Source organism: Algoriphagus oliviformis, from assembly GCF_017254915.1.
GTDB lineage: Bacteria > Bacteroidota > Bacteroidia > Cytophagales > Cyclobacteriaceae > Algoriphagus > Algoriphagus oliviformis.
In genome coordinates this window covers 404992-429794 of the sequence record NZ_JAFKCT010000001.1, presented here as the reverse complement: position 1 = coordinate 429794, position 24803 = coordinate 404992, and the positions used below count along the sequence as shown (strand labels likewise).

Here is a 24803-nt window from a genome sequence, read left to right as displayed (position 1 = left end):
CTAAGAACGCCCTTTTCCCTCACCCCAACCTATTTTTTCTCCAGGCAAATGATGTCTGGAATTGAACGCTGTTTCCCTCAAATCCCATCGGGGGAAAAAGTGCGCCCCATAGACATCCCCCACCTTATGTTTTCCAAAATCGACGATTTGAAGCGCAGCTTTATTTTTTCATGAAGATTTGAAAACGAATTTTATTCAAAAATTACCGAAGTATTATCCTAATAATATGCACAAAAATTTTTTTGTATAATCAAATCCTGTTATTTAATATTGAATGAATGTTCAATAAACAAATTTTTCCGCCTTTTGCTTTTTGAAATCGAAAAGACGAAGAAAAACCATAACCCAAACCATCATGAAACAAAATGTACAAAGACAAAGGCCATGGCTTACTGGGCTCAGGGAGCTGGGACTGCTGCTGTTGCTATCCTTGCTGCTGGCCCTTCCGTCTCTGGCGCAGTCCGTGATCAAAGGCGTGGTCACCGATCCCTCTGGGCTGGGCATGCCGGGCGTATCGGTCTTGGAAAAAGGCACGCAAAACGGAACCATCACCGATTTGAACGGGGAGTTTACCCTCCGGGCTTATTCGGCTGATGCGGCGCTTGTATTCTCCTTCATCGGATACCAGACCACTGAGCTGCTCTTGGACGGTCGCACTACGGTGAGCGTACAGCTGGAGGAAGAGGACACCCTGCTGGAGCAGGTGGTCGTAGTCGGCTACGGAACCCAGAAAAAAATCAACGTGACGGGAGCCGTGGACCAGATCTCCGGTGACCAGCTGATCGACCGGCCCATCGCCAACGTGGTGCAAGGCCTGCAGGGGGCCAGTCCGGGATTGAACATCACGTATCTGGGCGGCAAGCCGGGTACCGTGCCGAATATCAACATCCGCGGCTTCACCTCCATCAACGGCGGCGGCCCGCTGATCGTGATCGATGGGGTCGCAGGTAGCAACGACGACCTGCTGCGTCTCAATCCCTCCGATATCGAGTCCTACTCCGTACTTCGGGATGCGGCATCTGCGGCCATCTATGGCGCGAGGGCTGCTTTTGGTGTGATTCTGATTACCACCAAAAAAGGACAGGAAGGCAAGCAAAAGATCAGCTACAACAACTATTTCGCCTGGGGAAGACCCACGCTGCTTCCTGAGCCGGTGACCGACCCGTACATTTTCTCCCGGGTATTAGAGACGTCTACCAATAATACCCCTTGGGACTATGTGAACTATTCCGACGCGCACTACCAGTGGGCGAAAGAGCGCTCCGAGAATCCCTCAGTGGAAGACACCCGTCTCGACCCAAACAACCCCAACCTCTGGGCCTACATGGGCAGTAACGACTGGTACGGTTATTTTTTCAACGACGCCTCCTTCTCCATGAACCACAGCCTCTCCATCAGCGGGAGCAGTGGTGGCAAGGCCCCGGTCGGCTACTACATCTCCGGTGACTATACCAACGAAAACGGGATGAACAAGCTCGCGGAGGACTACTGGGATCGCTACTCCATGCGGGCCAGAATCACCGTAAACCCGCTCAAGTGGCTCAATGTGGACAACAACCTCAACGTCTATCAAACCGAGCGTGCCGATCCCGCTGCCAGCTTGACCGATATCTACTACCTCAAGCCTACGGATGTAGCGGTAAACCCAGACGGAACCTGGGCAAATACCGGTGCGGGGCGACTCGCCGGGCGACTGACCGATGGGGGCAAAAACAAGGAGGTCATGTTTGGCTTCCAAAATATCCTGAGAAACACCGCCACCTTCCTCAATGGCGACCTGAGCTTCCACGCCAACGCCAGCTTCAAGCGCGAGCAGTGGAAATACCACTGGGATCGAACCAAATTTGAAATTGGCTACGGACCGGAAGACATCCGAATAGAAGGCGGAGACGGCTCCGTCACCGAGCGAAACGGAGACCTCTCTGACATCATCTTCGACCTCTATGGCCGCTATGGCAAGACCATCGGTGACCACAGCTTTGGCATACTCGGTGGATATAACCAGCAGAGCTATGTGTACAGCTCCATCCAAGCAGAGCGAAGAGTCCTGATCTCTTCTTCCCTTCCGTACATCGGACTGACCACTGGTGATGCCTACATCACGCCAACCTATAGCACCTACGCGACCCGCAGTGTCTTTGGCCGCGCTAACTATACCTTCAAAAACCGCTACATCTTTGAGCTAAACGGCAGATACGACGGTTCGTCCCGCTTCCCATCCGACTCCCGCTGGGGCTTTTTCCCTTCCGTGTCGGGCTCCTGGCTGATGATGGACGAGGAGTTTTTCTCCGGCCTCACCCATGTCGTCTCCACCTTCAAGCTCCGAGCTTCCTACGGTGCGCTGGGTAACCAAAACGTAAGCGACTTTGGCTACCTCCAATCGCTGCCTACCGGGCTTTCCAGCTACCTGATCAACGGAGACCGACAGACCGTCATCACTTCCTCTCCTTCGCTCGCGGTAGATCCCAACTTCTACACATGGGAAGAAGTCGTGACCAGCAACTTCGGCTTGGACTTTGGTCTGGCCAATGACAAAATCATCGGTGCTGTCGACTACTTCATCCGCGACACGAAAGGTATGCTGACCGACCCGGTCGAGCTACCCGGCGTGTTGGGCACCAGCCCGCCCAAGCAAAATGCCGCCGATCTTCGCACCAAAGGCTTTGAGCTCTCGCTGGAGTATCGGGATAATTTTGGAAGCACTTCCAATCCGATCAACTTCGGCGCGAAAGTCATCCTGTCCGACTCCAGATCGCAGATTACCAAATTCCAAAACGAGCAGAATCTCTTCTCCAACTATCGCGTAGGCCAGTACACGGGTGACCTGTGGGGCTTGGTGAGTGACGGGCTTTTCCAAAACGAAGACGAAATCGCCGCCCTCGACCAGTCGGCCATCGTGCCTTGGGGAGCATTGGACATCGTGCCTGGCTGGCCGAAATACGTAGATCTCAACGGTGACGGCAAGATCGAAAGAGGCCTCTCAGAAGATGACCCTAAAGACCTACAGCGCATCGGAAATACCACGGCGAGATACCGCTATGGCGCCAATTTCGACGTGTCTTGGAAAGGAATCGACCTGTCTCTCTTCCTGCAGGGCGTGGGCAAAAGAGACTACTATCCGAAGCACTACCTCTTCTGGGGCCCGTATCAGCAGCCTTATGCCAACGTCTATCCTTGGAACCTCGACTTCTACCGAGCCGAAGCTGACGACGCAGTGCTGATGGCACAGCACTCCCAGTCCTACATTGACGCGGGCTTGGCCGATGCCAATCTCGATTCCTCCTTCCCGGTGCTTCAGTCTTGGCTGGCCGATGCCAACTACGGCGGTGGTCTCGACATCCCGCAGACCGGCTACCTGCTCAACGGTGCCTACCTGCGGATCAAAAACGTAACGCTCGGCTATACTTTCCCGGAAGCGATGGTCAACAAGATCAATGTGCAGCGTGTACGGGTGTTTTTCTCCGGTGAAAACCTGTTTGAGTTTTCCTCTATCAAGAAGTTCGTGGATCCAGAGGCAATCAACGACGGCTATGGCTGGGCTTATCCCTTCCAGCGCAAATTTTCCTTTGGGGTAAATATTGATCTCTAAATCTAAGACGACACTAACATGAAAAAATATATTGCAATCATCGGAGCAGTTCTCGCGCTCTCATCTTGCCAAGAGGACTTCATGGATAGATATCCACAGACCTCCATCGCACCTGAGGCATTCTTCAAGACGGAGGAAGATCTCGAACTCTACGTAAACGGCCTCATCTCCATGTCCGGAATGGGAAGCTACCTAGGCGACCAAAGCAGCGACAACATGGCAACAACAGCGGCGGTCGAGATCAAAAATATCATGACTGGCTCGCCATCTTCGCAAACCCTTACTTCGGGCTGGGACTGGGCACGATTGAGAAACATCAACTATTTTCTCGACAACTACGGGAAAGCCAATGCAGGCGAAGAAGCAGTGGCTCACTACGTCGGACTTGCGAGATACTATCGCGCACAGTTCTATTTTGGCATGGTCAAGCGCTACTCCAATGTGCCTTGGTACGAGACTACACTCAACCCCGGCGATGAAGACCTGTACAAAACCCAGGACTCCCGCGAGATGGTCATGGGCAAAGTCATGGAAGATCTCGAGTATGCAGCCGAGCATGTGCGCGAAAACGTGCCCCAAGGCACTCCAAACGTCTGGGCGGTGAAGGCTTTCTACTCCCGGCTCGCACTCTACGAAGGAACTTACCGAAAATACCACACCGAGCTCGGACTCCAAAGTAGCGTGAATGAGTGGCTGCAAAAGGCAGTGGGGCAGGCCAACGACTTGATCAATTCAGGGAAATTTTCCATCCACTCTACCGGAAACCCGTCACGAGACTACGCCTCACTCTTTGACAACACCAATCTCGCCGGCAACCCAGAAGTGATTTTGGTAAACGCCTACGACGTGAACAAAGACCGTGGCAGCGACAACAACACCGGCATCTTTGGCGACTACGAGCAGTCTCCCTCCCGGGATATGATCATGACCTACCTGATGGCCGACGGCACGTCCTATACTGACCAGGCGAACTACAAAGCCAAGGGCTTCGTGGAGGAGTTTGAGGATCGGGATCCCCGTCTGATGCAGACGATGGCGTATCCGGGCTGGATCAGGGAGCCAAATGCGACTCCATACGTCCAGTCACTCAACAAAAACTTCACGGGCTACCATCAGATCAAAGGCTACAAAAACACCACAAACAACATCGACCGAGCCAGCGTGGACTTTCCGGTTTACCGCTATGCGGAGGTGTTGCTGACTTTGGCGGAAGCCAAGGCGGAACTGGGAGAATTGAGCCAAGGCGACTTGGATGCGACGATCAACCTCCTGAGGGCAAGAGCCGGGATGCCGTCTCTCGTTATGGCGGAGGCCAATGCCAATCCGGACGAATTTCAAGCGGCGAAATACAGCAATCTCGGCGGAGCAAACCTCGGAGTTTTGCTCGAAATCAGAAGAGAGCGAAGAGTGGAGCTGGCCATGGAAGGCTATCGCTACGATGACCTGATGCGCTGGCATGCCGGCAAGCTGCTCGAAGAGGTTCCCCAAGGAATGTACTTCTCCGGCTTGGGCAAATACGACCTGACTGGCGATGGTGTCGAGGACATTATCTTGGTGGACAAAGATACCTCTATTCCCGTAGGCGATGCCAAGGAAAAAAACAGCCTGGGCATGGCGCTCATCTACTACAAAGCCGGATTGATCACGGACAACGTCGATGTCTTCTTGGAAAATGGCGCAAACGGCGGCAATATGGTCACCGAAACCAAAGCCCGCGACTTTCAGGAACCCAAATATTACTACCGCCCCGTGCCGATGCAGCAGATGGTGCTGAATCCAAACTTGGTGCAGGTTTTTGGCTGGCAATAGGCAAAGCAGCTAAATTCAGGCCGGCGGTCTTGTCCTAGACAGGCCCGCCGGTTTTGATTTTTCACTTAATCTACCGAACAACCCGTCATCTCCCATTAGGGATTTCTTTTCAAAAACAGTCATGAAAAAAACAATACTTGCCCTGCTTCTGGGGTGCATTCTTTTCCCAGCGCTGGCGCAGCAAAAAACCAAAAAGGCCATTTTGATCATCGTGGACGGTATTCCCGCCGATGTGATTGATTCCGTCCCCACCCCTTTCATCGACCAGATCAGCAAGGTCGGCGGATTTACCAAAGCCATCATGGGCGGCGATCCGGGCACTTACAGCCAGACTCCCACCATCTCGGCGGTGGGCTACAACTCGATGTTGACCGGAGTCTGGGCCAACAAGCACAATGTCTGGGGAAACGGCATCGAGGATCCGAACTACCACTACTGGACAATCTTTCGTGCTTTCAAAGAAGCCAATCCAGCGCGCAAAACCGCCATTTTCTCTACCTGGCTGGATAACCGTACCAAGCTGCTGGGAGACAACTTACCCCAAACCAGCCACTTCCAGCCGGATTACTTTTTTGACGGGTTTGAGCTGGACACGGTGAATCTTCCCCATGGAAAAGACCGCCTTTTCATTCATCAAATCGACGAACTGGTCTCCAAGGAAGCGGCCCGCTATCTCAGCGAATCGGCGCCAGACCTGTCCTGGATGTACCTCGAATATTCTGATGACATGGGCCACACCTTTGGCAACAGCCCACAAATGGTCGATGGGGTGAAGAAAGCCGACGCGCAGATCGGACGCGTCTGGGAAGCCATCCAGCATCGGGAGAAAAACTTCAACGAGGACTGGCTGATCGTCATCACCACCGACCACGGCCGCACCGCCAACGGTTTTGGACACGGCGGCCACAGCGAGCGCGAGCGTACGATCTGGATCGCCACTAACTCCAATGACCTGAATCCGCATTTCAAAGACTCCCCCGAGATGGTGGATATCTTTCCAAGCGTGGCCACTCACCTAGGTTTGGCAATTCCCAAATCCAATGCCCTGGAGTTGGACGGTAGCTCCTTCATCGGCGTGGTGGACGCCGCCGACTTCAAGGCGGAGCTGGCTGGTGAAAACTTCCAACTGACCTGGAAAGCCTACTCAAAAGGGAAAAAAGGACGGGTCTGGATCAGCACGACGAACGAGTTCAAGACCGGCGGCTTGGACAACTATTGGCTCATAGGCGAGGTGGATCTGGAGAGCGGGAGTGCGACTCTTCCCACCAAAGACATCCAGTCCGATATACTCAAAGTGGTGCTGGAGACGCCTAGTGGCTATCTCAACTATTGGATTGTAAAGGAATAGGCCCAAAAGCGGCTTATACAAAAAAGCGGCGAAAGCATTCGGCCGGATAAAATTTTGCGCAAATTGCCAGTCTCGAAGACTGGCTTTTGTTTTTTGTGAAAGGCCTTAAAGCACGAAATCGAATTATATGGTTTTTTATCCCGCAGACGCTTCTAGACGGCTTTTCCTTTTTTGTTTTTTGACGCTGATTACCCTTGGCATCGGCATCGCCCAGTCAAGGCCCAGAGAATTGGGAGTTCCTTTTGGCGTCCTGCCCACCGGTCCGCTCAATGCGATCACGGATGTGGCAGGGCTGAAAGTCGGGCATTTTACCAAGATCGAAGGGGAAAACATCCGAACCGGCGTGACGGCCATCCTTCCGCATGGCGGCAACCTTTTCCAGGAAAAAGTCCCCGGTGCCATCTTCGTCGGCAACGGCTTTGGCAAGCTGGCAGGCGTCACCCAAGTGCAGGAGCTGGGAACTATCGAGTCGCCCATCATCCTCACCAACACGCTAAGCGTGGCGGCGGGCATCGAGGGAGCGGCTCGCTATTCTTTGTCCCAGCCTGGAAATGAAAGCGTCCAATCCGTCAATGCGCTCGTCGGAGAAACCAACGACGGCTACCTGAATGACATCCGGGGCATGCACATTTCTCCCGCCGAGGTGATCCAAGCCATAGCCTCCGCCAAATTAGGGGCTGTCGCCGAGGGAAATGTAGGAGCAGGCACGGGCACGGTTTGCTTTGGCTGGAAAGGCGGGATCGGCACTTCTTCCCGCAAGCTTCCCGAGGCGCTGGGCGGCTACACGGTGGGCGTGCTGGTGCAAACGAATTTCGGAGGCAATCTCCAGATCGCCGGGGTGCCAGTCGGCGAAAAGCTCGGGAAATATCCCTTCAAAGACGCGCTGGAAAAGTCCGACGGCAGCTGCATGATCGTGGTAGCGACGGACGCGCCAGTGCTTGAGCGCAATCTGGAACGCATGGCCCAGCGGGCGATGATGGGCTTGGCCAAGACAGGCGGCATCGCATCCAACGGTTCGGGCGATTACGTCATCGCTTTTTCCACCCATGAAAAACTTAGAATCCCTTATTCCAATCCCTCCCAAAAACTGCTAACTGCTGAATATTTGGCCAATGACGACATGACCGCACTTTTCCTAGCAGTCATCGAAGCTACTGAGGAGGCGATTGTCAATTCACTTTTCGCAGCGGAAAGCCTGACCGGCAAAGACGGCCACCGCATCGAAGCCCTGCCCAAGGAGCAAGTGCTCGAATGGATCAAAGACAATAATTAATTCCCAATTGATGGAAGATTCCCCTATCAAAAAGCAGCAGGACATGACCTGGCTGGAAAACCTGCAGAAAAACAGCTGGGAACCCGAAGTGATCATCTCGGGTATTTCCCTGGCCTTTCTGTTTGTGATTCCCTCCCGATTGTTCGATTTCTCCGTGATCCTGATCCAAGACTATGGGCTGGAGCAGATTCCAGCCAGTTTGGTGCTGGTGTATTTTTCGGTGATCATTTCCGTGTTCAAGATCTTTTTGGTCACACATCTGCTGATGCGGTTTGTCTGGGCAGGGATGTTGGGAATCACCTATGCTTTCCCGGATGGGATTGTGAAAGAAAAACTGTTTAAGATGTCCCAATCGGTGGACTATCATCCGCCGCAATACTACCTGCTCAAGCTCGAGCGCTGGTGCAGCATGCTTTACGGGGCGCCACTCATGGTTGCCATTCCTATCTTCACCTTTACAGCTTACCTCATCGGACTGATTGGGATCTACCTGGCCTTCAACCTTGATTTCGAGATCATCTATGTGATTTTCATGGCGACTCTGATTGGCTTTTCAATCGCGACGCTGGTGTGGAGCAAGACCAAGACTATGGTGGGAAAAAGTATGAGTGGGACGGTCGGGGCGGTCTATCAGAGCAATCTTGGGAAATGGTTCTTCGTATCGTTTTCCCTGGCATTGCTCGTGCTGGCTATGCCTTTTATCGCTCAAGACCTCAAAGGGTTTTCTTCCTATTATGCAAATATCAATACCGGCGATTCAGACTACGAATGGCCGGATGATCGCAGGTATTTTGAGGAGTACAATCCAGACGGCAAGCGCTTTGCAAGGATGTGGACACCGCACAAGCGGGTCTCCAGCGAGGTTTTGGATCTATACCTCGCCCGCTATGAGCGGGAAGAAAATTCGATTCCGCAGATGAACGCCCTGTTGCCGGAGAGCGACTCCATCCAGTGGAAAAAGGTGGAATCTCTGGCGGATCAGTACCGGGTCTACCTCAACGATTCCCTGGTCAATGCCGAAAAATGGGTGAAGGTGAAAGCCGGACTTGCCGGCCAAAAGGCCTTGCTGGGTCAGATCCCCATCGACCATCTCCCGTCCGGAATTCACGAAGTCCGCCTGGAAAAGCTGACCTATTTACCTCCGTTTTTGGGAGGGGGGAATGAACTCCGGCATCGCAAGAAATGGGCGAGGTTTGAGTTTGTGAAGGAGTAGGAAGAAAGGAAGTAGGAGGTCGGGAAGTAGGAGGTATCTTCACTCATGCGTTGAGAGTTTCCCAATATTTGAGCGACACGAAAGCGTTATTTTCCCCACAGATCAACACAGATTGTTACACTGATACCCACTGATCGTTTCTGTGCTATTCTGTGTGTTTTTCTGTGAGAATCTGTGGGAAAAGAAAACGCAGGTATCTGTCTAAATCCTAATCCTCCACTCTTTCGGATAGTAATTGTTCAGGCGGTTGCCGAGGTTTTTGACCCAGCCGAGAGACAGGTCTTGGTAAGTCATCAGCACCCAGCCGACGGGTAATCCTTCGAGCTCCAGCTCATTTTTCCGCAGGAAATCCAAGGCTTGTGCTAGGCTGAGTTCCTGGCTGGGAAATTGGTTTTTTGGCAAAAGGGAAAGCGCCCACTCGTGGGAAGGAATCCAGTCCTTTTTCTGCTTTTTGCCCAGCTCCACGCCAAAGTAGCGCAGGCTAAGGACTTGGCTGAGCTTCTCGAAGTGACGGAAATAATCTCGGTTGATGCGGAAATAGGAATCGTTGAGCGTGTAGTATTTCCCGCTGCCGTCCAGGCCGAGCTCGGATTCCAGCGCTTCGGATTCCCTTTCGGAAACCGCCTTGAGCACGGGGTGTTTGAAGTCCTTGATCTTGCCGGGCCCCTGGGTGGAAGCCGAGTCTGGCCGCTTCAGCACGGTGACAAAAAAGCCCTCACCCTGCACCCGATGCGGGAAAAAGCGGTAGCCAAAGAAGGTACCCTCCTCGGTTTCCACAGCGCTCTCGACGATGTTCCAGTCCGGATCTAGCGGAATCCGTACGGGCTCAAAGGCAAACTCCTCGGTGAGGAAACGGATCATGTCCTCGTTTTCAGACTCGTTGAAGGTGCAGGTGGAGTAGACCAGGTAGCCGCCGCCTTTGACGAGGGCGCCGGCCTTGTCCATGATGCGCTTTTGGCGGGCGGAGCAGAGCTGCACATTGTCTGGCGACCACTCTTCACGGGCTTGCGGATCCTTGCGAAACATGCCCTCGCCGGAGCAGGGCGCATCGACGAGCACCAGGTCAAAGAATCCCTCCAGCGGCTCAAAGTGATCCGGATCGTTGTTGGTGACTACGGCATTGCCGAGGCCCCATTTTACGAGGTTTTCCTTCAGGATCTGCGCGCGGGCTTGGATGACTTCATTGGCGACCAGAAGGCCTTCAGCGCCCAAATAGCTGGAAAGAAGGGTGCTTTTTCCCCCCGGAGCTGCGGATAGATCTAGAAAAAGACCTTTGGGAACCCGCAGGGAATTCAGGATCTGTTCGATAAAAATCGAGGAGGCCTCCTGCACGTAGTAGGCTCCGGCGTGGATGGCGGGATCGAGGGTGAAGCTGGGTCTTTCTTCCAGAAAAAATCCTTGCGTAGTCCAGGGAATCGGGCTTTTTGCCCAGGGAGATGAAAAAGGCTTGGCGGGATTGAGGCGGATCGAGGTGCGCGAGGGCTGGTCGATTGCATTTTTGAATTGCTCAAATTCGGCATCGCCGAGTAGCTTGAGCATCTGGGACTCAAAGGCCGGAGGAAGCTGGATGTCTGGCATGGGGCAAATATAAGTGATCAGAAGGCAGTCTCAGTTGGCGGAAACAGGCTGCGCGCTCAAATCTCTGACGACTGAGACTGAACACTGACTACTAATTCTTATCTTTTTTTCTCAAAACCCCACACATGAGCCTACTCGCTGACATCTTAATCGGCGCGATCGCCGCGCTGCATCTGTACTTTCTCTACTTCGAAATGTTTGCCTGGGACACCATCGGGCGAAAGACCTTCAAGCAAATTCCGCCGGAGGTTTTTCCCAAAACCAAAATCCTGGCAGCCAACCAGGGACTTTACAACGGCTTTTTGGCGGCGGGTCTGATTTGGGCTCTGTTGATCGAGGATCACCACTGGTCGTTTTACGTAGCGGTATTCTTCCTGACCTGCGTGCTGATCGCCGGTCTCTATGGAGCGTTGACAGCGAGCAAAAAGATCTTTTTCGTCCAAGGACTTCCGGCGCTGATAGCCTTGATCTTGCTGCACATCAGATAATTCCAAACAATTTTTCTACCCCTTCGCGGAAAAAAGGCTGATTCCGCCTTTCTATCGGTTTACCTTGGCGCGAAAGCCTCCAGCCTATTTCGATCATGAACCTATTTGCCAAGCCAAACCCTTTTGCCCTTGTCTTTAGCTTTTGCCTGCTTTTGGCATTCTTCCCAGGCAAGCTTTCTGCCCAATCCGAGACGGCAAGCATGCACTATGAAGTCGGGCCAAAAGATGCCGCCAGCCACCTCTTCGCGGTGAGTCTCCACACGGAGGGCTGGGATCGGGACACGTTGGACTTCAAGCTGCCCAACTGGACACCGGGCTACTACCAGCTGATGAATTATTCCGAGAAAGTCAGTGGGTTTAAAGTGGTCGATGCTGCGGGCAAGGCTATTCCTTTCTCAAAGCCGACTGCCAATACCTGGCGGGTGATCGCGCCTCGGGGCAGCGAGATCCGGATCGAGTATGCGGTCTTGGCCGACCGGAAGTTTGTCGCTACGAGCTTCTTGGACGAGACGCACATGTACATCGTTCCCGCGGCTCTCTTTCTGTACGTGGACGGAGCGATTGACCAGCCGGTCTCTTTGAGGGTGGACAAAGGCAAATGGCGGGACATCGCCACCAGTTTGGAAGCGGTGGCGGGAAGAGCGGATACCTTCGAGGCTTCGGATTTCGACCTTTTCTACGACAGCCCCCTACTCGTCGGGGACTTGGAGACGTTGGAACCCTTCAGGGTTGGAGGCGCAAATCACCGATTCATTGGCTATGGGTTTTCGGATTTTGACAGAAAAACCTTCATGGCCAATCTCAAAAAGGTGGTCGAAGAGTCGGTGAAGATCATCGGCGATGTGCCTTTTTCGGAGTACACGTTCATCGGCATTGGCCCGGGTAGAGGTGGCATCGAGCACCTGAACAACACCACGGTGAGCTTTGACGGAAAAGGCCTGGACACGCCCGAAGGCATGAACACGACGCTGAACTTCCTGGCGCACGAATACTTTCACCACTACAACGTGAAGCGGATTCGACCGTTCGAGCTCGGGCCATTTGACTACGACAAGGGCACCAAAACCAACCTGCTCTGGGTGAGCGAAGGGCTCACTGTGTACTACGAATACCTGATCTTGCAGCGTGGAGGACTTGCGGACGAAGAAATGACGCTGAAGAATCTGGCGAAAAATATCCGAGCTACCGAAAACAATCCCGGCCGACTGCACCAGAGTTTGGCCCAAGCGAGCTTTGCCACTTGGAAGGACGGGCCTTTTGGCACGGACGGAACCGAGCCTGGCAAAGCGATCTCCTACTACGACAAAGGCCCGGTGGTCGGCCTCCTTTTGGACTTTGCGATCCGCCAAGCCACCGCAAACGCCAAGTCCCTCGACGACGTGATGCGCAAGCTATACTGGGAGTATTACAAAAATCGGAATCGTGGCTTCACCGACGCGGAGTTTCAGCAGATTTGCGAAGAGACGGCCGGAAAAGCGCTGACGGAAGTCTTTGAATATGTCTCTACGACAAAAGAACTGGACTACGACAAGTACTTGGAGTATGCAGGTTTGGAACTGGTGCGGAATACGACCACCAATGCCGAGGGCACGGAAAGTGTGGCTTTTGAGCTTAAGCGAAAAGCGAATATGACTGCTGAGCAAAAGGAGATCCTGGAGTCTTGGTTGGGGAAAAAAGACTGACTGTTCAGATGGTCTTCTTTTTTGGATCCATTCTAGTATCAAAGACCCTTGCTACCAAAATCGTTGTTTGATCTATGATACGATAGATGATCTTGTAATTTCCTTCGATTAAAGAACGGTACTCAAAGGGGAGCTCTATGCCCCAACTCTCCGCAATTCCTACTTCTGGATAGGAAGTCAAGATCCTCACTCGATTGAGAATCTTACCTGTCAGTTTCTGGGCGACATCCGTCGAGGCAATCAATGAGTAGAATTGAAAAATGTCATCGAGGTCGACAAGTGCTCGGTTAGACCATACGATTTTCATAAAACCCTGCCGGCCTTGATCCGCTGCTCCAACTCATCTTGGCTGAGAAATCTTCCTTGGGCATAGTCCCGTTCGGCTTCGGATAGGCTATCTCGAAACTCGCCCAAACTCATGGGTTTAAGGGAATTCTCATACCGTTGTTTCAAGAATTCCTCCTTGATTTCGGCCACCTGGCTCAGCGTCGCTGGATCTTCCAATCTGGAAAGCCAAGAGATCAAATCCAGCTTTTTTTCAGCAATATCCATAACCACGAGTTTTAAGTCCTTTCTAATTTACCGAAAAAATATAGACCAAATGAAGAAAACCAAGGAGTCCAAACTCCCACGGCTCTCTTCACTCTAGTTGTACGATTTGCGCCAGTTCATCCGGCGTAGATCGTATATCCTAATTCCAAAATATGAATGTCCGCTTTGTACCAGTAGTCAACGGTGACTATCCAAAGTAAGGCTAAACTCTAGGCTTTGCCCTACTTCGGTCTTCCCGCCCGAGTGAAGAAGCAAATTCGCATACTGGCAAAATTGCGGATATACATGTTCCAAAATCAACTCACAAATCGTCCTCCTCCAATTCCTCGTCTCCGCCCATATCAAACATCGAGCTGAACAAGTCCTTGAACAGCAAGCCTGTGTCCAACAGCTTCTTGCTGAGCTGGGAGTACTCGGCTAGGCCATGGAGGGCAAATTCCATAAAGAACTCTTTCTCCTTTTCCGGCAGGTTTTTCACCAATTGGGTCACCACTTCCTCCAAACCCGGAACGGAGTGAAGCAGGCTTTTGTACTCCTTGTCTGACTGGGAAGCTAAAATATCCAGGGCATTTCCCTCGCCAAACCAGGCCAGCGGGATCACATAAGGATTGCCGTTTTTGTCCTTTTTCTTTTGCTCCGGCGAAGGGAAATAATTCACAAACTGCGTGCGGATGGCTTTTCCGATCAAATTGTACGCAACCAAACCAGCACCTTCCTGCTCGCCTTCGTAAACGAGCTCCACCTTACCGGTGATCGCCGGAATCACGCCGATCAGGTCGGCAATGCGTACGATGGTGTTCGGTTCCCCGTTGAGATAAAGACGTCTTTCCGCAGCGGAAATCAGGTTTTCGTAAGCGGAAATAGTCAATCGGGCCGACACACCGCTTTTTTCGTCCACATACTCCGAGCCTCTCGCTTCGATGGCAATCTGCTCGATGAGGTCTTTCATCAGCTCAGGCACATGGATATTTTCCACGGGTTTGCCGGCAAGATTGGCCTCCTGCGCAGTGATGCGGCGGCCGATCTCGATGGATTTCGGATAGTGGGTGATGATCTGGCTTTCGATCCTGTCCTTCAGCGGAGTCACGATACTGCCGCGGTTGGTGTAGTCCTCGGGATTGGCGGTGAAGACAAACTGGATGTCCAGCGGAAGACGGAGCTTGAAGCCGCGGATCTGGATATCGCCCTCCTGCAGGATGTTGAACAGTGCCACCTGAATCCTGGCCTGCAAGTCGGGAAGCTCGTTGATCACGAAGATGCAGCGGTTGGAGCGGGGCACGAGCCCGTAGTGGATCACGCGCTCGTCGTTGTAGCTGAGCTTCATGGTTGCGGCCTTGATGGGATCCACGTCGCCGATCAGATCGGCCACGGATACGTCGGGCGTGGCGAGCTTTTCCGCGTAGCGTTCCTCCCGATGCATCCAGGTGATTGCTGTGTCATCGCCTTTTTCCTCGATGAGATTCTTTGCAAAAGAGGAAAGCGGATGCATGGGGTCATCGTTCAGCTCCGAACCGAAAACCACCGGTACGTATTCGTCCAAAAGTTGGGTCATCATCCGCGCAATGCGGGTTTTGGCCTGGCCGCGAAGACCCAGGAGGTTGATATTGTGCCGGGAAAGGATCGCCCGCTCGATGTCGGGAATGACCGTGTCCTCATAGCCCCAGATTCCTTCGAAGACGTTTTCCTTCCGCTTGATCTTCAGGATCAGGTTGTCGCGAAGCTCTTCTTTGATGGATTTGGGTTGGTAGCCGGAGGCCTTGAGTTGGCCCAGGGTTTTGATGTGGGTAAGTTCTTTTCCGCTCAGTCTTTGGTAGTCCATGTGGGTTAGAAGCGTTTGGTTCGGTTTCGTCTATAGTCTTCGAAAATCAGGTCGCCAAGCCCCTTGAGGCTGCTGTAGTAGGCGTTTCCGTTGTTCACTTTGGTAAATTCTTTCACAAATTCCTTCAGATAGGGATCCGAGGCGATCATGAACGTCGTCACGGGAATCTTGAGTTTGCGGCATTGGGCAGCAAGCTTCAGCGTCTCGCCGAGGATCTTGCTGTCTATGCCAAAGGCGTTTTTGTAGTATTTGATGCCGACTTTCAGGCAGGTAGGTTTGCCGTCGGTGATCATGAAGATCTGCTTGTTTGGGTTTTTCCTCCTGCGGAGCAAATCCATCGCCAGCTCGAGTCCGGCGACCGTATTGGTGTGGTAGGGGCCGACTTGGAGGTAAGGCAAGTCCTTGATCTCGATCTGCCAGGCATCGTTGCCGAAGACGATCACGTCCAGCGTGTCCTTGGGATAGCGGGTCTTGATCAGCTCGGCCAGCGCCATGGCGACTTTCTTCGCAGGAGTGATTCGATCCTCGCCGTAAAGGATCATGGAGTGGGAGATGTCGATCATCAGCACGGTAGAGGTCTGGGAGCGCTGCTCGTTTTCCATCACCTCCAGATCATCTTCGGTCAGCAGGTAGTCTCCGGAGAAGCCGTGGTTAGCCTGGGCGTTTCTCAGTGAATCCGTCAATGCGATCTGATCCAGATTGTCCCCGAACTCAAAAGCCCTTCGATCCGTCCCACGCTCGTCTCCAATGCCGGAATGGGTGGTTTTGTGTTGGCCGGATTTGCCGCGCTTGAGCTTGCCAAAGATCTCTTCGAGTGCTGATTTTCTGATGGTCTGCTCGGACTTGCCGGTGATCTTAAACTCGCCCTTTTGGTTTTCTTCCGTGAGATAGCCCTTGGTCTTGAGGTCTTCGATGAAGTCGCCGATGCCGTAGTTGGGGTTGGTGAGGCCGTAGCGGTTGTCCAGATTGGTCAGCCAGCTGAGTGCCTCGGCCACGTCGCCACCGGTCATCGTCACCAGCTGAAGGAAAATGTTCAGTAGGTTTTCGAAGGTGTTTTTCTCCGGATCTTGGGGCGGGACGTATTGGGTGAAGCGGAAGCCTTTCATGGGTAGATTTTAGACGCAAGATTCAAGACACAAGACTTTGGCAGCTTTCCGAAAGTCTATTGTCTCAGTCACCGACCGTTGTCTTGTCAATGAGGGAATAACAAGCCGATGCTGTTTGGAGTTTAATATAACAGAGAAAAACTCCGAAAAGATGAAGAACTATCTGACATCGGTGGGGATCGTGACGGGAATTTTGATCGTCTTTGTCACGCTGATCCAGCTCCATGTGGCGCAGGTGCTGGTTTGGGGGATTTTTTTGGCCAGCCCGATTCTGCTGATCTGGATGGTCTGGAGCGTGCTCACCGCCCCAGTGGATATCCCGGAGACTTTTGACGAGCAGTGGTATCAGGACAGGCCGGATTTGAAGCGGAAAGCCTAAGTGATGCTAGGATGAGAAAAATTCCTGGGGTGTCATCACCGGAATATGGACAGCATGCTTGAAGTCTTTTTTGTCTCGGGTGATTATAAAATCGGACTTGTTGGCCAAAGCGGTATAGTATTGCAAGGCGTCTTCTTTGTCTTTAAAGTTTGAGCTTAACGAACTATAAATCACCTGCTTTCCTCCCGAAAGAATCTCGCAGGCCTTAATGAACTCACCTAGTGCGAACTCGGCATAGGGAAGCTTGTAGACATTGAAGGCCAGATAGTAGAGATTACCCAGACTGCATTCCGCGATTTGAAGCCTCGCCAGTCCGTTGGAGTGGAGGCCCAAAAACAATTTGGCATCCGCGTAAAAAGGCTGTCTTTTTGCCAAGAGGTCCAAGACCACATTGGTGTCCAAAAAAATCCTAACCATATTTTTCCTTCAAGTATCTGGTTAAGGCGACTTTGTCGGATTCTTCGGGTGCCTGAGTGGACTCCATTTCCTCCAATCTTTGCAATAGCCTTCTGGCGGCGAATTGTGATTCTGAAGTTTGGAGATCGGTATCATCTTTTTCAAAAATCTCCTCAATCAGCCGAGAAAGTGAGATTCCCTGGTTGGCGGCTTTTCGTTTGGCCTTTTCTACAATTTCCTTTTTTACGGTAAGGGTTAGCTTCGTTTTCATGGGTACACGTGTTTCAAATAAAGGTACGTGTAAATTTAGAAGAGGGGTTCCCTCTTGGCATCCTTTTGCAATAGTTTTTACTCAGAAAAGCAAATAGGTTGGCCCTTTCCCCAAGGAAAGCTCTCGATCAGGTAGCCCGAAAAATTACTTTTGCGGTAAGTACTTCAGGGCAAAAAGGGCTATTTTGGCGCCTTTCAAAAATCCGAAAGACCAGAACAGCAAATCTTTCGCCTAGTACCTGACCCCATTGTAGATGCATTTGTCCAAAAAACTCCTCGCGCTCTCCTGTGCTTCCCTGGCCGCTCTTGCCAGCTGCACACCCGAGCGATCCCCCTTTGACGTCTCTCCTGCCGAAAGCATGGACCCCAAACGTGCCGAAGCCCCTTACCCAGCCATCGAAATCCCTGCCGATGCGGACATGGAATCGCCCCGTTGGAAAGGAATCGACCTCACGCCAGCTCCTCCGGTGATCCCGGTCTCCGCCAACGAGGAGGCGAAGTCTTTTGTGCTAAAGCCTGGCTACAAGATGGAATCCATCCTCTCCGAGCCGCAAATCCGCGAACCGGCGGCCATCCAGTTTGACGGCAATGGGCGCATGTACGTGCTGGAGCTGCGAAGCTACATGCAGGATATCGACGCCAATGGGGAGCTTTTTGCCACCTCACGCATCTCCCGCTGGGAAGACGAGGACAATGACGGCGTGTACGAAACCGGCGTTGTCTTCTTGGATAGCTTGGTGTTTCCGAGATTTGTTGTGCCTTTTGGCCCGAATACCATCCTTTCCATGGAGTCCAACGAGGATCACGTGTACAAATACACCGACACGGATGGTGATGGAAAGGCGGACAAAAAGGAGCTTTTCGCCACCGGCCTAGGTCGCTCCGGCAATGTGGAGCACCAGACCTCCTTTCTCACCTGGACTATGGACAACTGGATGTACAGCACCTACAACTCCCGACGCATCCGCTGGACTCCCGACGGAGTCATCCAGGAGCCGACGGGAAATCCCTGGGGACAGTGGGGCGTGACGCAAGACAACTACGGCCAGATGTGGTTCCAAGACGGGGCCGGCGGCGTGCCGCAAAGCTTCCAGTTCCCGCTGGTCTATGGCAACTTCCGCGTGGAAGGCCAGTTCCAAGAGGGCTTCCGCGTTCCCTACAGCTTGGTGAAGCTGGCCGACTTCGAGCCGGGCATGCGCGAAACCAAACCTGACGGCTCGCTCAACAATGTGACCGGTTCGGCTGGAAACGACGTCTTCCGTGGAGACAAGCTGCCCAAAGAACTGATCGGGCAATACTTCTATGGAGAGCCTGTAGGCCGCATCGTCCGCCAAGTACGATCCGACAAGAAAGAAGGCCTCACCTACATCCAAAACCAATACAAGGACTCCGAATCGGAATTTATCCAATCCACCGATCCGCTCTTCCGCCCCGTGGACATGGCCACCGCGCCGGATGGCACGATGTACATCGTCGATATGTACCGCGGCATCATCCAGCAGGGCAACTGGACGCAGGACGGCAGCTACCTCCGCACCAAGATCCAACAATACCAGATGGATGACGTGGTCGGCAACGGTCGTATCTGGAGATTGACTTATGACGGCATGCCGCGAAGCACCGAAAAGCCGCGCATGTACGACGAGACGACCGCGGAGCTGGTGAAGCACCTCGAGCATCCCAACGGATGGTGGAGAGACCAGGCCCAGCAAAACATCATCCTCCGTCAGGACAAGTCGGTAGCCGCTGAATTGGAAAAAATGGCCAACTCCTCCAGCAATGAACTGGCGAGAATCCACGCGCTTTGGACGCTGGAAGGGCTCGGGGTACTGAAAGTGGACTTGGTCAGAAAACTGATGGGCGACGCGAGCCCCGCGATCCGCATCCAAGCGATCCGCGCCAGCGAAACGCTTTACAAATACGGGGAGAAGTCCCTCGCCGCCGACTATCGCAAGCTGGCGACGGACTCGGATGTCGATGTGGCTGTGCAGGCTACCCTTAGCGCTGACTTACTGAAAATCGAAGATGTGGAAAAGCTGCTGCAATCCACCCTGAAAAGCAATCCCGCAAAAGGCATCCAAACGGTGGCCTCCCAGCTGCTGGAGCGGGCCGAAGAGGCCAAAAAAGCTGCCGCCACCAAGTACAGCCCTCAGGAGCAGGCACTTTTCGCCCAAGGCAAGTCCATCTTTGACAGCTATTGCGCTACCTGCCACGGGCCAAAAGGCCTCGGCACCCCGACCGGCGGAGGCGAACTGATCGCACCGGCGTTTTCGGGTTCGCCCCGCGTGATGGGACACCCAGAGTACGCGGTGAAAACCCTCCTCCATGGACTCACCGGAGCCATCGAAGGCAAGGAATACGAGGGCGTGATGATCGCGATGAGCAGCAACGACGACCAGTGGATCGCCTCGGTGGTGTCTTATATCCGCAATGAATTTGGCAACAAAGGCAGTTTCGTGGACGCAGACTACGTGGCACAGATCCGCAAGGAGACCGCCAGCCGGGAGTCCAACTATGGCTACGACGAGCTGGTAGGTGAGATTCCAAAGGCGCTTTTTCCCCAAGACAACTGGAAAGTGACCGCAAGCAGCACGGCACTTCAGGGCGTAGGCTCGACCAAAGATCCGTCCTACGTCTTCAGCTTCAAGGGCTGGGAGACGGAGACCGCACAGGAGCCGGGCAACTGGTTCCAAGTGGAAGTGCCCCAGGATCAGCTCTTCGCAGAAGTGGAATTTGAGGTGCCTGGGGAGAAGCTTCCCAAGAAATACACCGTCTCGGTATCCGCCGACGGCAAGAGCTGGACGGAAGTCGGCAGCGCAGCTGGCGTAAAAGGCTTCAACACCCTCCGACTCCACGCACAGGCAAAAGGCCGATTCCTCAAAATCCAAACCACGGAAAAAGGTGATCAGCCTTGGGCAATGAAACAGCTGAAAATCTACGCGAGGTAAGTCTCTGCCCCAGTCTGTGTCCCCACAGACTGGATTGGATACTCCCTAAAAAAAAGAGCCCGAGAACTCACGTCTCGGGCTCCTTTGCTTTACTTGGTGGCTATTCAAGTCTCAATAAAACTCAGCCTCCTTAACAATTGCAGAAACAGACCTCAACAAAATTGAGATTTCTTCCCTCCACATCTTAGCTATCGCTTAGGAGGATAAATCTTGACGAGCATAGGCTGATGAACAATTACCCTTTCTTCGCCAACATCATCTGAATCCGGAATGGTCTTTTTTAATTCAGGTTCCAAGTTGTTTTGAAGTTCCATTTTGGGTATTGGAACCATCTCGCAGACAATTGGAAAAACATGAAGTCCATCTTGTAAGCCGGCTAGACCGTTTTTGGTAATGGAAGAGTTGATTTTTGACAACAACTCACCATTGTTCTCAACAACTTTCGGCGGAGTGTCGTCTGAAAAATCAAGACCAGCCACTCTTCCATGCTCAAAATTCAGTTGGATATAGTATCCTAGATAGGAATTTTTGTTTTGACTCCATTCCAGTGAGGTCATCGGGAACCAAAGTGTTTCCCTCAATAAGACTTCGTTAATTGTTGCCTCAGTGTTGCTGTTTTGTGAATAACCGCCTAAGAGAAAGAGGCTACACATCATATATAGGTTTATTATGCTATGTATCATAATTGTTACTTAGTTACATTTTACTCCTTTGTTACCTGATCTATACAAACTAGCATCAACATCATCCCACATGCAAGTAGCGTGTTCCGCCAACCTCTAAATCCAATCAACTTCATACAAGACGCATTCATTTTTTCGCTTCAAGACTAAATTGATTTTCAATACCATGTGCCTAATCGGAGGAACTGGGCGGAATCCTTTTTCTTCCTCGACCTTGTCCAGCTGCTTTTTGATTTCAATCTCCTCCATTCGATAAAGCTCGGTAATGCTCGTGCACACTGTTTTTGGGAGCTCAACACAATCAGCTCGTCTACCGTCGAATATACTTTTGAAAGAGTTGCCTTTGTAGTTGAAAAGCTTTTCGCTCCCTTCTTCGATGATTTGTACAGAGTCCGCATCCAGAAAGAGAAAGGTCTCTTTTTGCTGAATCGAATTCCCTCCTTTGTACAGAACATACCTGCCTCCAGGACTTTGTCCTGAGGCAATACCGACTGTGAAAAACATGAGCGAAATGAACAGACTGAGCCGGAAAAATTCCTTTACTCGTTCTTTTCTAATGACTGAGTCTATTTCTCTGATGTTCGCCATAAATCCTTAAAGTCCAACCACCAAAATCAAGTCTCAACAAAACTTAGCTTTTCAAGCTTCCAGCCTTCTCCCGATCGCAGAAACCAAGCATCGACCAAAAGCTTGTAATCTTTCATAGAAGCAAACTGAAAAGCCTTACTTTACTCTCGTCTGGTTCTTAGCATAAAGTGGAGTTGTGCAAACTTTCCCTCTGGAACCGAACAAAACTTCGTAGATACCTTACCTTGTTCCGAATATATACTATCGATTTTTCCTATAAGAGATAGTATCTTACATGGATTTTGGGTTGTAGTAAAATCAATTTGTTCAACGCCTCCTAAGCTATTGATAACAATATTTATATTAACTCGATATTCAGTCATCAATGCAATTTCTTGATCCGAAAAAAGGTGAGAAAAATTTTCTTCAAACTTGAAATTTCTGTTCATTTCACTGCCGCATAGTTCATCTATGAATACAGTGTTTGAATTCGTTAACTCAATATTGGATCGTCTATGAGTCTTATAAAGACGATCAAAATCTGGATCTTTACTTATAATATATTCCTGCTCTTGAGAAATCGAAAAAGCTAGAAACAAAAATATGTAGTTTGAAATAGTCATGTCAATTGCAGCTTGAATTGTGGAACAAATTAAATGCATTTATCGGATCTAACTGAGGGTCGGTAGGATAATTGTACAAAGGAAATTCGCTCTTAAAAATTTCAAGGTAGTAATAATATTGATTTCTAATTTGAGAGATTGAAACAGGAAAACTAGTTCCATCATTTGTTATTTCCAGTAGCCAGTAATAGTAGGCGTTCCCCTCAGCACCTTGTATTGTAAGACAACATCCTTGATCGCTTTTCACATATAGAATGTCTCTATAAAACTTGGATTCAAATTCGATATTTGACCTTCCGTAGTTATTATCATTCAGTATTGAATTTAGCTTATTATTGTTTGATTTGTCCTGATATCCATGAAATAGTTCTTCTTGAAGAACTTGCGTGGTTATATTGTCAATTCCATCGAACGTGATAACACCTGTCAATGGATTGTATCCTCCTGGATTCGTTGAGGAAACATTTGAGCTAAAACCAAATTTAATGTTGTTAGATTTGAAATAGTTGTACATTTGCTCGTTCGTACAATCTTGCCTGAATTGAGCAAAAACATTTACCAAAATCTCCTTTTCTGCATTTGTTAAGTCCAAAAAGGTGGCGATTTCATTTAGCGCTTGGTTATTCACGTAGTTTGTATGATAGCTGCTACCACCACCACCTCCTCCTCCGTTACAGACTTCATATGAATCCATTAACTCCCATGCAGTACACCCTACTAGGCTCGAGCCATTGTAGTAACAAGTTCTTTCATAATAGTACATTGTTGTACAATTCCCTTCGTCCATTTTCATGTTCTGGTTTCCATAGGTATTGAATTTGTGAAAGCCAAGGCTATTGTATTCTTTGTCCAACTCTATCCAAGCGATAATTCTGTTTCTACCGTTTTCCGACATAATCTCTTTAAAACCAACACTTTGCAAATCAAAGTTCGCCTCCAAACTTACAAAAGTATATTTCTCTGGAGATTCTCTTGGAATAATAAGTCTTGATTCAAAACTTAATGATTGTAATTTAAACGCGACAATAGGAGTTACCAGGGGCACTTCTATAAAGTGTTCTCCTGAGTACGCTCGATCCCAATCTAATTCTATGGGTATATTTTCAAAAGTCGTCTTATTAGCTAACTCTTTTCCAAAATACGATTGAAGAGTTGCTATCTGGCTGATCCCAGGAAGATTCTGTTCTTCCGTACAGGATATCGACAATAATGCGAAAAAAAATATTCCAAGAAGATTCCCCCCTTTTTTCCATTTCAGAAAATTGTAATTAGGGGGGGGCAAAATTGTTTTTCATAAAATATTAGGTAAGTGTGGTTGATAATTTTTTGAGTCTAATGATTTCGGAATAAAAACACAAACTTAGGCATTACTTTTCCTCCGATTTTCTTTCAATTGACAGAGAAGCCAAGTCCTCTATCTTTGTCCCGTGAGCTCTGCCGAAAAACACGCCGCTATTCTCAAGTCCACCGCCAAGCGGCTGGGGTTTGACTTTTGCGGGATCGCTAAGGCGGAATTTTTGGAGTCAGAGGCCCCCCGTTTGGAAAATTGGCTCAGCCAAAACTACCAGGGCAAGATGGGCTACCTCGCCAACCACTTTGACAAGCGACTCGACCCCACCCTGCTTGTCGAAGGCGCCAAGACCGTCGTCTCCCTGATATACAATTACTATCCAGGCCACAAGCTTTCCGAAGGAAAATCCGACATCAAGCTGGCCAAGTATGCCTACGGCGAGGACTATCATCTCGTGATCCGGGAGAAATTGACCGAATTTCTCGAAAATCTCCGAGAGGAAATCGGGGAGATCAATGGGCGCTCCTTCGTCGACTCCGCGCCGGTCATGGAGCGGCAGTGGGCCCAGAAAGCAGGTTTGGGTTGGCTGGGAAAAAACAGCTTGCTGCTTAACCGGGAAATGGGCAGCTTTTTCTTTCTCGCGGAGCTGATCATCGATCTGGAAGCTACGCCCGATACCCCCCTGGCCAAGGACTACTGCGGCACCTGCACGGCCTGTATCGACGCCTGCCCGACCGATGCCATCGTAAATCCCGGTACAGTGGACGGCTCACGCTGCATCTCCTACCTGACCATCGAGCTGAAGGATGCCATCCCCGAGGAGTTCAAGGGGAAAATGGAAAACTGGGCCTTTGGCTGTGACATCTGTCAGGACGTGTGTCCTTGGAATCGTTTTTCCCGACCACACCAAGAGCCTCGATTCCAGCCCGATCCCGAACTGCTGGACTTTTCACAGAACGAATGGGTAGAAATGACCGAAGAAACCTTCAAGCGGGTCTTTGCCAAGTCCGCCGTGAAGCGGGCAAAATATGCCGGACTAAAGCGAAATGTGGATTTTCTTGAAAGGTAGGACGCTTCGCTTTTTCTTTTGCACCGCAGAGGCTCGGAGGGCTGGGAGATTAGCTTCGCGCCTTTGCGAGAGAATTAGTATTGCTAAATAGGAGAACTTTTCTGTCCGCGCTCTTTGCGA

General features: G+C 51.1%; 21 protein-coding genes. 10 read left to right on the top strand and 11 right to left on the bottom strand.

Annotated features, from left to right (window positions below; translation table 11 throughout):
* The first annotated feature begins 355 nt into the window (after nt 1-355).
* From J0A68_RS01820 to J0A68_RS01800, 5 genes are all read left to right on the top strand, one after another.
* Nucleotides 356-3589 (top strand): SusC/RagA family TonB-linked outer membrane protein, encoded by a 3234-nt coding sequence (locus J0A68_RS01820; protein ID WP_206576477.1) that lies wholly within the window; start codon nt 356-358, stop codon nt 3587-3589.
* Between the two features lie 18 nt (nt 3590-3607).
* The gene (locus J0A68_RS01815; protein ID WP_206576476.1) at nt 3608-5398 is read left to right on the top strand and encodes a RagB/SusD family nutrient uptake outer membrane protein; all 1791 of its coding nucleotides are present in this window, start codon (nt 3608-3610) and stop codon (nt 5396-5398) included.
* A 121-nt stretch (nt 5399-5519) separates the two neighbouring features.
* On the top strand, nt 5520-6746 hold the full coding sequence (locus tag J0A68_RS01810) for an alkaline phosphatase family protein (protein ID WP_206576475.1): 1227 nt from the start codon (nt 5520-5522) through the stop codon (nt 6744-6746).
* A gap of 127 nt (nt 6747-6873) precedes the next feature.
* Nucleotides 6874-8019 (top strand): DmpA family aminopeptidase, encoded by a 1146-nt coding sequence (locus J0A68_RS01805; RefSeq protein WP_206576474.1) that lies wholly within the window; start codon nt 6874-6876, stop codon nt 8017-8019.
* A 10-nt stretch (nt 8020-8029) separates the two neighbouring features.
* Nucleotides 8030-9232: a hypothetical protein gene (locus J0A68_RS01800; RefSeq protein ID WP_206576473.1), complete on the top strand. Its 1203-nt coding sequence runs from the start codon at nt 8030-8032 to the stop codon at nt 9230-9232.
* Nucleotides 9233-9433: 201 nt separating this feature from the next.
* On the opposite strand, the gene J0A68_RS01795 is transcribed toward J0A68_RS01800, so the two are convergent.
* Complete coding sequence (locus J0A68_RS01795; protein ID WP_206576472.1) at nt 9434-10810, bottom strand: methyltransferase RsmF C-terminal domain-like protein; 1377 nt, start codon at nt 10808-10810, stop codon at nt 9434-9436.
* A gap of 125 nt (nt 10811-10935) precedes the next feature.
* Between J0A68_RS01795 and J0A68_RS01790 the strand changes: the two genes are divergently transcribed.
* Together J0A68_RS01790 and J0A68_RS01785 are read left to right on the top strand one after the other, a co-directional pair.
* Nucleotides 10936-11298, top strand: a complete 363-nt coding sequence (locus J0A68_RS01790) for a DUF1304 domain-containing protein (protein WP_206576471.1) — start codon at nt 10936-10938, stop codon at nt 11296-11298.
* Nucleotides 11299-11393: 95 nt separating this feature from the next.
* Nucleotides 11394-12980, top strand: coding sequence for a M61 family metallopeptidase (locus tag J0A68_RS01785; RefSeq protein ID WP_206576470.1), 1587 nt, complete (start codon nt 11394-11396; stop codon nt 12978-12980).
* Between the two features lie 4 nt (nt 12981-12984).
* Here the strand turns inward: J0A68_RS01785 and J0A68_RS23090 are convergent, their stop codons facing one another.
* The 4 genes from J0A68_RS23090 to J0A68_RS01765 all read right to left on the bottom strand — a co-directional run bounded on the left by J0A68_RS23090 (nt 12985) and on the right by J0A68_RS01765 (nt 16457).
* Complete coding sequence (locus J0A68_RS23090) at nt 12985-13287, bottom strand: type II toxin-antitoxin system RelE/ParE family toxin (protein WP_206576469.1); 303 nt, start codon at nt 13285-13287, stop codon at nt 12985-12987.
* Nucleotides 13284-13532, bottom strand: coding sequence for a hypothetical protein (locus J0A68_RS01775; protein WP_206576468.1), 249 nt, complete (start codon nt 13530-13532; stop codon nt 13284-13286). Before J0A68_RS01775 ends, J0A68_RS23090 begins: the two co-directional genes overlap by 4 nt.
* 301 nt (nt 13533-13833) lie before the next feature.
* Nucleotides 13834-15351: a magnesium chelatase gene (locus J0A68_RS01770; RefSeq protein ID WP_206576467.1), complete on the bottom strand. Its 1518-nt coding sequence runs from the start codon at nt 15349-15351 to the stop codon at nt 13834-13836.
* Between the two features lie 5 nt (nt 15352-15356).
* The gene (locus J0A68_RS01765) at nt 15357-16457 is read right to left on the bottom strand and encodes a vWA domain-containing protein (protein WP_206576466.1); all 1101 of its coding nucleotides are present in this window, start codon (nt 16455-16457) and stop codon (nt 15357-15359) included.
* Nucleotides 16458-16608: 151 nt separating this feature from the next.
* Here J0A68_RS01765 and J0A68_RS01760 point away from each other — a divergent pair, with 151 nt between their 5' ends.
* The gene (locus J0A68_RS01760) at nt 16609-16836 is read left to right on the top strand and encodes a hypothetical protein (RefSeq protein WP_206576465.1); all 228 of its coding nucleotides are present in this window, start codon (nt 16609-16611) and stop codon (nt 16834-16836) included.
* A 6-nt stretch (nt 16837-16842) separates the two neighbouring features.
* On the opposite strand, the gene J0A68_RS01755 is transcribed toward J0A68_RS01760, so the two are convergent.
* Nucleotides 16843-17253, bottom strand: coding sequence for a type II toxin-antitoxin system VapC family toxin (locus J0A68_RS01755; RefSeq protein ID WP_206576464.1), 411 nt, complete (start codon nt 17251-17253; stop codon nt 16843-16845).
* Entirely contained in the window at nt 17246-17503 is a 258-nt protein-coding gene (locus tag J0A68_RS01750; RefSeq protein ID WP_206576463.1) for a DUF6364 family protein, read from the bottom strand. Before J0A68_RS01750 ends, J0A68_RS01755 begins: the two co-directional genes overlap by 8 nt.
* Nucleotides 17504-17756: 253 nt before the next feature.
* Here J0A68_RS01750 and J0A68_RS01745 point away from each other — a divergent pair, with 253 nt between their 5' ends.
* The gene (locus J0A68_RS01745) at nt 17757-20450 is read left to right on the top strand and encodes a DUF7133 domain-containing protein (RefSeq protein WP_206576462.1); all 2694 of its coding nucleotides are present in this window, start codon (nt 17757-17759) and stop codon (nt 20448-20450) included.
* A gap of 188 nt (nt 20451-20638) precedes the next feature.
* Here J0A68_RS01745 and J0A68_RS01740 read toward each other — a convergent pair whose 3' ends face one another.
* The 4 genes from J0A68_RS01740 to J0A68_RS01725 all read right to left on the bottom strand — a co-directional run bounded on the left by J0A68_RS01740 (nt 20639) and on the right by J0A68_RS01725 (nt 23605).
* Nucleotides 20639-21103 (bottom strand): hypothetical protein, encoded by a 465-nt coding sequence (locus tag J0A68_RS01740; protein WP_206576461.1) that lies wholly within the window; start codon nt 21101-21103, stop codon nt 20639-20641.
* Between the two features lie 126 nt (nt 21104-21229).
* Nucleotides 21230-21721 carry a hypothetical protein gene (locus J0A68_RS01735; RefSeq protein ID WP_206576460.1) on the bottom strand — a complete coding sequence of 164 codons (492 nt, stop codon included), beginning with the start codon at nt 21719-21721 and terminating at the stop codon, nt 21230-21232.
* 140 nt (nt 21722-21861) lie between these two features.
* Complete coding sequence (locus J0A68_RS01730) at nt 21862-22323, bottom strand: hypothetical protein (RefSeq protein WP_206576459.1); 462 nt, start codon at nt 22321-22323, stop codon at nt 21862-21864.
* 1 nt (nt 22324) lies between these two features.
* Nucleotides 22325-23605 carry a hypothetical protein gene (locus J0A68_RS01725; protein WP_206576458.1) on the bottom strand — a complete coding sequence of 427 codons (1281 nt, stop codon included), beginning with the start codon at nt 23603-23605 and terminating at the stop codon, nt 22325-22327.
* 145 nt (nt 23606-23750) lie between these two features.
* Here J0A68_RS01725 and queG point away from each other — a divergent pair, with 145 nt between their 5' ends.
* The gene (queG, locus tag J0A68_RS01720; protein WP_206576457.1) at nt 23751-24683 is read left to right on the top strand and encodes a tRNA epoxyqueuosine(34) reductase QueG; all 933 of its coding nucleotides are present in this window, start codon (nt 23751-23753) and stop codon (nt 24681-24683) included.
* The last annotated feature ends 120 nt before the right edge of the window (nt 24684-24803 follow it).

Bases quoted from the DNA above. Each gene is read 5' to 3' on its own strand.
- J0A68_RS01750 (WP_206576463.1), bottom strand. From the start codon at position 17,503: ATGAAAACGAAGCTAACCCTTACCGTAAAAAAGGAAATTGTAGAAAAG.
- J0A68_RS01745 (WP_206576462.1), top strand. From the start codon at position 17,757: ATGCATTTGTCCAAAAAACTCCTCGCGCTCTCCTGTGCTTCCCTGGCC.
- J0A68_RS01805 (WP_206576474.1), top strand. From the start codon at position 6,874: ATGGTTTTTTATCCCGCAGACGCTTCTAGACGGCTTTTCCTTTTTTGT.
- J0A68_RS01820 (WP_206576477.1), top strand. From the start codon at position 356: ATGAAACAAAATGTACAAAGACAAAGGCCATGGCTTACTGGGCTCAGG.
- J0A68_RS01740 (WP_206576461.1), bottom strand. From the start codon at position 21,103: ATGTGTAGCCTCTTTCTCTTAGGCGGTTATTCACAAAACAGCAACACT.
- J0A68_RS01730 (WP_206576459.1), bottom strand. From the start codon at position 22,323: ATGACTATTTCAAACTACATATTTTTGTTTCTAGCTTTTTCGATTTCT.
- J0A68_RS01785 (WP_206576470.1), top strand. From the start codon at position 11,394: ATGAACCTATTTGCCAAGCCAAACCCTTTTGCCCTTGTCTTTAGCTTT.
- J0A68_RS01810 (WP_206576475.1), top strand. From the start codon at position 5,520: ATGAAAAAAACAATACTTGCCCTGCTTCTGGGGTGCATTCTTTTCCCA.
- J0A68_RS01735 (WP_206576460.1), bottom strand. From the start codon at position 21,721: ATGGCGAACATCAGAGAAATAGACTCAGTCATTAGAAAAGAACGAGTA.
- J0A68_RS23090 (WP_206576469.1), bottom strand. From the start codon at position 13,287: ATGAAAATCGTATGGTCTAACCGAGCACTTGTCGACCTCGATGACATT.
- J0A68_RS01815 (WP_206576476.1), top strand. From the start codon at position 3,608: ATGAAAAAATATATTGCAATCATCGGAGCAGTTCTCGCGCTCTCATCT.
- J0A68_RS01755 (WP_206576464.1), bottom strand. From the start codon at position 17,253: ATGGTTAGGATTTTTTTGGACACCAATGTGGTCTTGGACCTCTTGGCA.
- J0A68_RS01760 (WP_206576465.1), top strand. From the start codon at position 16,609: ATGAAGAACTATCTGACATCGGTGGGGATCGTGACGGGAATTTTGATC.
- J0A68_RS01790 (WP_206576471.1), top strand. From the start codon at position 10,936: ATGAGCCTACTCGCTGACATCTTAATCGGCGCGATCGCCGCGCTGCAT.
- J0A68_RS01800 (WP_206576473.1), top strand. From the start codon at position 8,030: ATGGAAGATTCCCCTATCAAAAAGCAGCAGGACATGACCTGGCTGGAA.
- J0A68_RS01775 (WP_206576468.1), bottom strand. From the start codon at position 13,532: ATGGATATTGCTGAAAAAAAGCTGGATTTGATCTCTTGGCTTTCCAGA.
- J0A68_RS01770 (WP_206576467.1), bottom strand. From the start codon at position 15,351: ATGGACTACCAAAGACTGAGCGGAAAAGAACTTACCCACATCAAAACC.
- J0A68_RS01765 (WP_206576466.1), bottom strand. From the start codon at position 16,457: ATGAAAGGCTTCCGCTTCACCCAATACGTCCCGCCCCAAGATCCGGAG.
- J0A68_RS01795 (WP_206576472.1), bottom strand. From the start codon at position 10,810: ATGCCAGACATCCAGCTTCCTCCGGCCTTTGAGTCCCAGATGCTCAAG.